General features: G+C 47.4%; 8 protein-coding genes. All 8 read right to left on the bottom strand.

The window, feature by feature from the left end:
- Positions 1-26: 26 nt before the first annotated feature.
- Complete coding sequence (locus tag D0S45_19885) at positions 27-1,280, bottom strand: hypothetical protein (GenBank protein ID TIH11609.1); 1,254 nt, start codon at positions 1,278-1,280, stop codon at positions 27-29.
- A gap of 2 nt (positions 1,281-1,282) precedes the next feature.
- The gene (locus D0S45_19880; protein ID TIH11608.1) at positions 1,283-2,782 is read right to left on the bottom strand and encodes a type II secretory pathway component PulD-like protein; all 1,500 of its coding nucleotides are present in this window, start codon (positions 2,780-2,782) and stop codon (positions 1,283-1,285) included.
- 2 nt (positions 2,783-2,784) lie between these two features.
- Positions 2,785-3,513: a hypothetical protein gene (locus D0S45_19875; protein TIH11607.1), complete on the bottom strand. Its 729-nt coding sequence runs from the start codon at positions 3,511-3,513 to the stop codon at positions 2,785-2,787.
- Entirely contained in the window at positions 3,513-4,418 is a 906-nt protein-coding gene (locus D0S45_19870; protein TIH11606.1) for a hypothetical protein, read from the bottom strand. The genes D0S45_19875 and D0S45_19870 overlap by 1 nt, the downstream gene beginning before the upstream one ends.
- Positions 4,415-5,419 (bottom strand): P-type conjugative transfer protein TrbG, encoded by a 1,005-nt coding sequence (trbG, locus tag D0S45_19865; protein ID TIH11605.1) that lies wholly within the window; start codon positions 5,417-5,419, stop codon positions 4,415-4,417. Before trbG ends, D0S45_19870 begins: the two co-directional genes overlap by 4 nt.
- A gap of 8 nt (positions 5,420-5,427) precedes the next feature.
- Positions 5,428-6,087: a type IV secretion system protein gene (locus D0S45_19860; protein ID TIH11604.1), complete on the bottom strand. Its 660-nt coding sequence runs from the start codon at positions 6,085-6,087 to the stop codon at positions 5,428-5,430.
- Between the two features lie 19 nt (positions 6,088-6,106).
- The gene (trbL, locus tag D0S45_19855; GenBank protein TIH11603.1) at positions 6,107-7,537 is read right to left on the bottom strand and encodes a P-type conjugative transfer protein TrbL; all 1,431 of its coding nucleotides are present in this window, start codon (positions 7,535-7,537) and stop codon (positions 6,107-6,109) included.
- A 1-nt stretch (position 7,538) separates the two neighbouring features.
- A partial coding sequence (gene trbJ / locus D0S45_19850) for a P-type conjugative transfer protein TrbJ (protein ID TIH11602.1) occupies positions 7,539-8,209 on the bottom strand: 671 nt, incomplete at its 5' end.

The raw sequence follows: 8,209 nt of genomic DNA, 5'->3' as shown, positions 1-8,209 counted from the left end.
CAATAAGTAAGAGCAGAAAAAGCAGGTTAGTAGCTCGCATAAATCTGGCCCTCCAAGGTGCATTTATTGTTTGTGAAGTCGATCTTTGAAAGGACCAGACAAGGAATGGAATCCAGTGCTGTGAAGAGCGCGTCCTCGATCGTTACCCCGACCGGGAGAGCGGAAAGTTTCCACTCTCCCTTGACCCACGGGGCTGTGACGGCAACGGCTTTCTTGAGGATCTTGTTGTCCAGCTTTTTGGTTTCCGGAATCTGCCAAGTGAGGTTTATCTTGGCTCCGAGATTGCGGGTCAGTTCATAGAGTCTTGCTGTGGCAACGCCCTTTTGGATGGGGTTTTGATCCGGGCGTTTCTCAGCTTCGGGATAATTTATGGTCAGGTCGGCCAGCTCAGGCTTTGCGCCGAGAGTGGAATTGATTTCTTGAATGGTAGGGCGGTCGGTGAAATCCGCTCCTTCCTGATGCAGCCAAGCCATGTAAATTCCATCCGCATCACGTACAATGGAACTCAGTTTCCATCCGAGGGTGTAGGGTTCGGTGTTACGCACAGCGCGCAGGAAATCATGGGCAAATGCTGACGGCAGGGGAGTTTCCTTCCAAGTCATAGCAAAAAGCTGCTGCGGATCTTTTTGGACGGTTTCCTGTTTTTGGAGTTCTTTCTGGCGGGCTTCACGGGCGATCCTGCGTTGCTCGGCTTCGCGTAGATCCAGCTGGTGTGAGTTCCACATGTACCAGCCCGCGCAGGCTGTAAGAATGACGGCCACTCCAATAATAAGTTTCAGGTTGGAGTGCTCAGGATTTAAAGCCTGAACTCGTTCAGACGGTTTGAGCAATCCGTCAAAATGCGACAGGGATTCATCTACTGTCTCGCAGATGTATTCATTTTCCTTGTCCCAGCTGGACATGGATTTCAGGCTGGCAAGATGAGCTTTAGCTTCCGCTTGAGAGCTGAAGAACTGATCCCCTTCAGCAACAATTGTTTTTTTGCTGACCGCGCAGACCCACCAAAGGTCGTCCGCAAGGCAGAACATGCCGATCCAAGTGTCGGTGGATCTTTCCACCAGCGCGCAGGCCAGAGAGGGCAACCGTTTGATCTTGTCTCCTTCGCAGGAACCAAGGCCATATTGTTGCTTGCGGGGAACGAGGCAGTTGTATTTACGGTCCTTGAAATCCTCGGCAACTGAGCGGGCTTTTTCAAAAAGCTGTTTTCTGCCCTTGCCTTCAAGGATCTGCCACCAGAATCCAATGGCGTATTCTTTCTTATTAATTTTGATACTGCGCATGGCTAAACTCCGGCACTTTCCATCTCAATGGTGATGATGATCAGGGATTTGCCGTATTTCTGACTGTGTCCGCCTGCGCTGATGCCGATTCCTTTGGATTGCTGGTCGGTTTCCTGCTCGAACCCGGCGAGGACCAGAGTCTGGCCGCATTTCATTTTGACCCGCTGGCTGAAGCTGCGGGTGGAAACCTGCGGAAGCTGGATGGTAAGATCACCGGAAGTGAATTCATCCATGGAATCAAGGGATGAAAGGGTAATGTTGTATTGCAGGAAGGCCTTGCGGTTGTTCATGATGTGCGGGATCACGGTCATGGAAAAGCCAGTGGAAACTTCACCCGGCGTCAGCTCCGAGGTCTGCATGGAATTTTCCGTGGTGGTGGAGCTGATTCCGGCAAGATAGGTATCGCGTTTGACCACCTGAACAGGCAGGGCCTGATTGTTCATGACAATCCCGGACCCGGAAGTAAGCAGGGTGGTACGGCCGCGCTGCTTCAGCGCACGAAGCATGAGCTTGGTGTCTTTCCAGTTGCCGTCCAGAATGGCTGCGGTCAGTGTTCCGGCCCCTGAAATAGTGCTGTATGGCTGGCCGCCAAGCATGCTGAAGCTCGATTGCCCGGCCTTAAGCACGGATTCAATATCAAAGCCGACATCAGCATTGCGGCTCATATCCAAGGCCCAGACCTTAACGGCTAAGGCAACCTGCCTGCCCATTTTGGTATTCAGAGATGTTATATAGTTTCCGACTCTGCGCAGGACCGTGGCGGTGTCGGTAACGGTGACCATTCCGGCGGCTTCGTTGACTACAACCCGGCCATCCTTGGAAAGCATAGCTTCAATGGATTTTTCGGTGTCCTTCCATACATTTCCTTCAAAGCTGGCTTTGTTGGTCTGCGAAGTCTGGCTGACACTGTCCGAAGTTTTGGTGGTCTGGCCAACTCCTTCCATGCTGCTGGAATCGCCGGAACTGCCGGAAGTTTGGGATTTGTTGGTGATAGTCGATTCGTATTTGATATTTCCCGGAGCAACGGCAAGATTGAATGACCTTGTTTGCAGACGCGCAATCTCAACTTTTCCGCTCAGCTGGTCATATTCCCAGCCCATGCCGAAAAATTCACATATGGTGTTCAGCAAATTGGAGAGCTGGCCATCATAGTTGATGCGCATGCGTTTCTGTTTTTCTTTTCCGGTAGCTTCCCCGGATTCTACTTCAATGTGCAGCGGTACAAGCTCGTTGACCCATTTGGCGATCTGGGAAGCTGTGCCGATCCGGTTGGTCAGGGTTACGCGGCGGTTGAAAACTGAAGGCAGTCTGTTGTCTTCCAGCTCCACCGGAATGGCTCCGAGGTATGGAGCGTGGACAATAGAAACAGTTTTTTTGCTGCTGGCCGCTCTCATGGAAGCAGCACGGCTTTTCACCGATCGTTCCTGTGGGGATGGCTGGAGCGGAGCGCAACTGCAAAGGCTAAAAGAAAATATGAGTATGAGTAGCAATGTGCGTTTCATGCTTAATCCTCGCTAACAACAATGTGTTTATTTTTTTGGTAGAGAGTCACGCGCAGGGAGTTTCCGTTGGCGTGCATTCGTGAAAAGAGGCGTTTAACTGCCCGTGGAAATGTGTCTCTGAAAGTGGCGTGGGATTGCATTTCAAAGTCATGATTGGCCTTCCAGACCAGCGTGTATTCTGCGCGACCGGCCCAGCGTTTGAGCTGGTCACGAAGTCCGCCGGGAACGATGGACCAGTCATCATTGAGGGGTGATTCAACTTGCTCGGCGTCGTTGCCCACGAACTCAAAGAAAGCCGGGGTCTGGGTGAGCAAGCCGGATTTTTCAAACCCTTCGAAGGTCAGGTTGTAGACCTGCCCGAAGGACCAGCCATCCGAGGAACCTAGATACAGATAGTAGAGCGTGCTGTTGGTGATGGAATCGAAGACCATGTTCATGTCCATCACATTGGGATCAGTGGTCTTGGGGCTGAATTGGAAACCCTGTTCGCGCAGATTGGCTTCAAATTTCCAGCCGCAAGGATTGTCCGAAACAGTCAGATGCAGCATGGTGCGGCCCGGAGGATAATGGGCGGCAACCTTGAGCGCGGCCTCCTCAACGATGGAGTCAACTTCGTGCTCCTCGTACATAGGCGTAGTCTGTTCAACTACTTCGACCTGTTTGGTTACGGACCGCCAAGCATTGCAGCCGGTGGGGAAGAGCAGCAGGATGATCAGAATTAGGATTCTCATTATTTACCCTCCAATGCATTATTGTTGGGTTTGCTCTTCTTTCTTTTTCGCTCTTTAATAATTTTATCCACGACCCATGCAGAGAGCTTGTCTTCTGCTTCTTCTAAGCTGGAGGTATAAATCCATTCGGCGAAGTATTTTTGTTTCTTCTCTTTTTTCTGAATAAGCAAAGCTCTTAGCTCAACAAAGAATCCAGAGAGTTCGTATTTTTGGATTGTTTTTTGTAAGGTTTTAAATTCTTTGAGTTCATAATTTGAGCATGTCTTTTTTATCTTGCTAAGAGCTGGAACGCTCTTAAAGATTGGGGAATCGTCAGGTAGGTCTTTCAGTGCTGAGATAAAGCTGGATTCAGTAACTGCATAATCAGAAACCGTAAGTAGGCTTGGTGCATGTAGTATGGAAAATAGTCCGGAGCGAGTGTATCTTCTGAGCCATTCTCTTCTTTTTGCTTCAGCCCAATTATTAAGATTCTGTTCTATCTTTTCTAGATTAAATTCAGGGAAATAGAACCACTCTCCATCCCATGTCCGGTTTTCGTCCAATGAAAAAGGAAGGTCTATGTCGATGCAAAACTCAACAAAATAGCCTGTAATAGAATTTTCAAGGAAAAACTCTTTTAAATCGCATAATAAACTTGAGTTTACTTGCTGATATTTTTCAGATGAAGCCTTGGCTTTTTTAATTGTACGAAGATCGGCAGCCTTTAGCTCTTGATGCATACGTAATGCTGGAAGCTGCTTTAAAATTGCCGCACCAGATCTATGATCAAGTTTCATTAAATGATCTAGAAAAGCGTCTAATAGAGTATTCTCTACACACTCAGCCGGGAACAAGAGGTTGTCGATAGGAATGATTTGCCAATATCCTGCCCTTAACCGTTCATAGTCTTTTGTTGTGTAAATCATTTGGTCACCTCAATTCGTGTGATTTCAACCTTGGCCTGATCCATTCCGGTTCCGGCCACGAGGATTGCTTTTTCAAAGATCTCATCAACGATCATGGCGTTGCCTTTGACCCGGTAATTGACGATTGCTTCTTGTCCGGCCTTCTCCACCAGCAGCACCGGGATCTCGGTTTGGGTGGAAGTCCTTGGAAGTTGAATGAAAGTGCGGATTCCATCATTGTAGACGCGCATGGGCTTCCAACTCGCATCATCACCGCTGATGGTGTAGCTGAAGTCTAAGGTGGAAAGGTCCACGGTCTTGCCTTCAATCTGGGTGGTGTCCCAGATGTCTTTTTTCTTTTTGCGCTTCAAGCTGGCCTTGAGGATTTTCTGCTGATCTTCCGGGTAGATGAAAGAAACGTATGGATTGTAATCCTTAATTCTGGAGACAAGCTTCAGGTGATAAACCCTGCGGTCAGTAGTGATGACGGCAGTGGTTACAAGTCCGGCATCAAGGGGTTTGATAATGATGTGGGTTGATTCTCGGCCCGGTGTGCCGGACTGACCGACGACTACTATCCAGCGCGCCGTATCACCGATGATTACGTCATTGACGTTTTCACCGGGCTGAAGCTCCAAATCTGATGCCATGAATGGGCAACAAATTATGGTCGGCAGGGTAGCCCCGAAGATATAAACGACCTTGCCGTTTTCCAGCAGGATCGGGTTGATTTTGCGGTTGATCCATTCTTTGGAGAGCTTCAGAGCTTTCCATTCTTTGCTATTAAGACGAACGTTTGTTTTAGAGATGTAATCCGGCTGCGCCATCACAGCGGTCGAATAAGACGGATTTTTAGCTGTTTTGGCTACATTTTTTCCGGTTTTAGGCGGTGAATGCTGTGCAAATACCTTGTTCATCAATCCCTGATTAGGATCTTGCTGTGCGGCTTGCTGCGAATTAGGCACAGCCCAGCCGGAACAGGCGATGAGAACAAGGAATAACGTTAAAATGAGATGCTTCATTTCGGCTCCTATTGTTCAAGAAGTTTTGCCCAGGATAATTCCGTGACATAAATGCCAAGCGGATTCCTGAGAATCTGGCTTTCAGTTTCTGGGGGAGAGATGCGGACTTTTACAGTCGCTTCGTAATGAGTGCTGGACTGGGCAACACCTGAGTGGTTGCGCACGGTTTCCAGCCATTCGATGCGCCAGCTTTCTGAGCTGACAGGGAGCGGAATCCCTTTAACATCAACCTCAACGAGAACCTTTTGTCCGCGCTGATATGGGTTGTTTTTCTCGTACCAACTTTTGGTTGCACCGCGGGCTGCGCCGGTTACGAATGAAGACATGCGCTTAACCATTTTTTTCTGAAGCCCGATGTCAGCGGTAACGGTTCGCCAGTTGACGATGAGGTTGGCCACTTCAGCTTGAATAATACGTTTGGGAACCGGGCCGATTTCATCCGCGCGGGTTACGGAAAGAACCTGGCCATGTTTGTCGACTTCAACGGTGAACGGGACAACCTTACTTTGAGTGACTTGCACAAAATTCATGGTCATGGATATGGCGGTAACCAGAAGGCAACACAAAGCGAATAACCGCCACTGGTTACGGCCATCAATGTATGAKCCATAWCGYTCAAGCCACTCTTCTCGGCCTGTGAGATATGGRTTTTCAGTTGRTTTAGACATAGGTCATTACTCCAATTAGTTAGGGAAGCTGGAAGTTGGTRGACGGTCCAGCAGGTTGTTGCATTTTGAAGGCTTCATGATGGGAAGTAATGGTGCTGCGCAGATTGCCCATATTGGTCGCGCCGATGTTGTCCCGAGCCGCGCCGCCAAGGTTTTTGAGTGCTTGCATTCCCTTGCCTAATCCGGTTGCGCCTTGCGATCCGGCCATGTTGAATGCTTCCTTGAGGGTGTCCATTCCGCGCTTGGCTTCAATTGCACCGCCAAGAGCCTGCGCGGGCATTTGCATTGCCGTCATGGTTGTGATCCCGATCGCAGACATTGCAGAAGTAAGCGCGCCTCCGCCGGAAACTTGGGAGACGTTGACTATTTCTGCTACTTTTGCAGGGATAAATTTGATTAGAGCCAGGATGAGAACTGATGAGCAGACAACTAAAATTATGTCAGTAAAGCTTTTAGAATTGAGCGTCGTGAACGTTTCAATAAAGTTCATGCTCATGCCCATAAGAAGCTGTAAGGTAAAAAGTTTTGCCGCTACTGCTAAAGAATATTTGAGGTAGTTAATCGCGTAATCTTTTGTGAATTTGGAACCGCCAAAGCCGAGAAGGATGGCTCCAGCATTTAATACGATGATTGATTCGCATTTTACCAAGAGTACTTGGGCAGTCATTAAAGCAAATGTAATTGCTATGATTACACAACAAAGAATTACGCCTACGCTTTCCAACAAACTCATTTCATCCGTCAGTGTACATATTATGTCGTAGCCATACGCGAATATTGCTGATGGAGTAGCTTCTGGTGCACCAGTTTTAAGTGCAACACTACTGAAAGATTTAATTAGAGCAGTTGTCCATTCCCCACTATGGAAGACAATAGAAGCCATAAAGCTGGCGTAGATAATTAATAGTACTAACTCAGCTAGTTTCTGCTTCATGTCGTACTGTTTAAGTATTGATTGTGTTCCTAGCCATGCGAGCTCAATGGTGATTAATACCTTAAAAAGGGTTAGAGAATATCCTCGAATAGCTGATTCCCATGTTTTAGCTGTGGTTTCAAAATTGGCCAAAAGATCATCTGCAAATCCTAAATTCATAGCACTTGCACTGTCAGCGAAACATTCACTTGGGACTATGCAGCAGAGTGATAAAGCGACGATAAAACAAATAACAGCATTGACATTTGGTCTTCTAATTTCTAATTTTATCCAAAATAAAGACTGGAGATTATATGCGAAGATTATTGGTTTTCCTGAGTGTTTTGATTCTTTGTTTTGTAAATGTTGCTTGCAGTGCCGACAAAGCGGAAAAAGTGCAGAAAGATATCGCCCAACAAAAGCAAACAAAAGAAGAAGCTCGGAAACAATTCTACGATACAAGTGATGCCAAGAAGAAGCTTGAGGCTTTTCGGGCAGCTCAAGAAAAAAAGAAAAGTAGCAAGGAAGAATAGGCATGCTAATTAACCTTTCGTCCTAAATAAGTTTTCAGTTTTTCTCTTGCTTCGGTGGTGTCATAAAACTGTTTCAACCGAAGTGCTTTAATCTGATCAATCTTCTCCTTCTTCTGCTGGATCTGCGCTTGATTTTGGATATGCATTGCCATGAGGGCGCGCAGTTTCCGCATCTCTGAAATTTGGATGGAAGAGAGTTGATTGGCAGCTTCTAATGCCTGCATGCGTCCTTCCGGGGTGCTCAAAAGTTCATCGATATACGAATCAAATTCTTCTGACTCACTGATTTCTTTGAGCTGCTGCCCGGAGAGTTTAAAGGTGGCTTCGGTCGCTTCATCTACACGACCAGACCACTTGCTGTAGTATTCGTAATACTGGGGATTCACTTCACTGGCCGGAAGACCAACCAGTTCTTTAGCTGAGTTGAAATTTGGATAAGCGGCATGATAAACTCCGCCCAGCACATCAATATCTGCAACTGTTTCACGTAACCCCATGGTAAGGGACGCCAATTGTTTAAAGTCTCTGATCACACTGTTTTTAATGGCAAAGGGCAGGCGTATGGTGTTCTTGACCATGTTGACGTACTGATCAATATTTTGCTTCACCATCATAATTTGCTGCTGGGTCTGCATCATTTCTTCCGCATAAGTCCGGTACATGGATTCAAGCTGTT

The organism is Marinifilum sp. JC120 (assembly GCA_004923195.1).
Taxonomy (GTDB): Bacteria; Desulfobacterota; Desulfovibrionia; order Desulfovibrionales; family Desulfovibrionaceae; genus Maridesulfovibrio.
The sequence above is the reverse complement of the archived record's forward strand: the minus strand, read 5'-3'. Positions and strand labels throughout refer to the sequence as shown.

What these genes read in the sequence shown, in the direction of transcription:
- D0S45_19885 (TIH11609.1), bottom strand. Translation starts at nt 1,280, where the DNA reads ATGCGCAGTATCAAAATTAATAAGAAAGAATACGCCATTGGATTCTGG.
- D0S45_19880 (TIH11608.1), bottom strand. Translation starts at nt 2,782, where the DNA reads ATGAAACGCACATTGCTACTCATACTCATATTTTCTTTTAGCCTTTGC.
- D0S45_19875 (TIH11607.1), bottom strand. Translation starts at nt 3,513, where the DNA reads ATGAGAATCCTAATTCTGATCATCCTGCTGCTCTTCCCCACCGGCTGC.
- D0S45_19870 (TIH11606.1), bottom strand. Translation starts at nt 4,418, where the DNA reads ATGATTTACACAACAAAAGACTATGAACGGTTAAGGGCAGGATATTGG.
- trbG (TIH11605.1), bottom strand. Translation starts at nt 5,419, where the DNA reads ATGAAGCATCTCATTTTAACGTTATTCCTTGTTCTCATCGCCTGTTCC.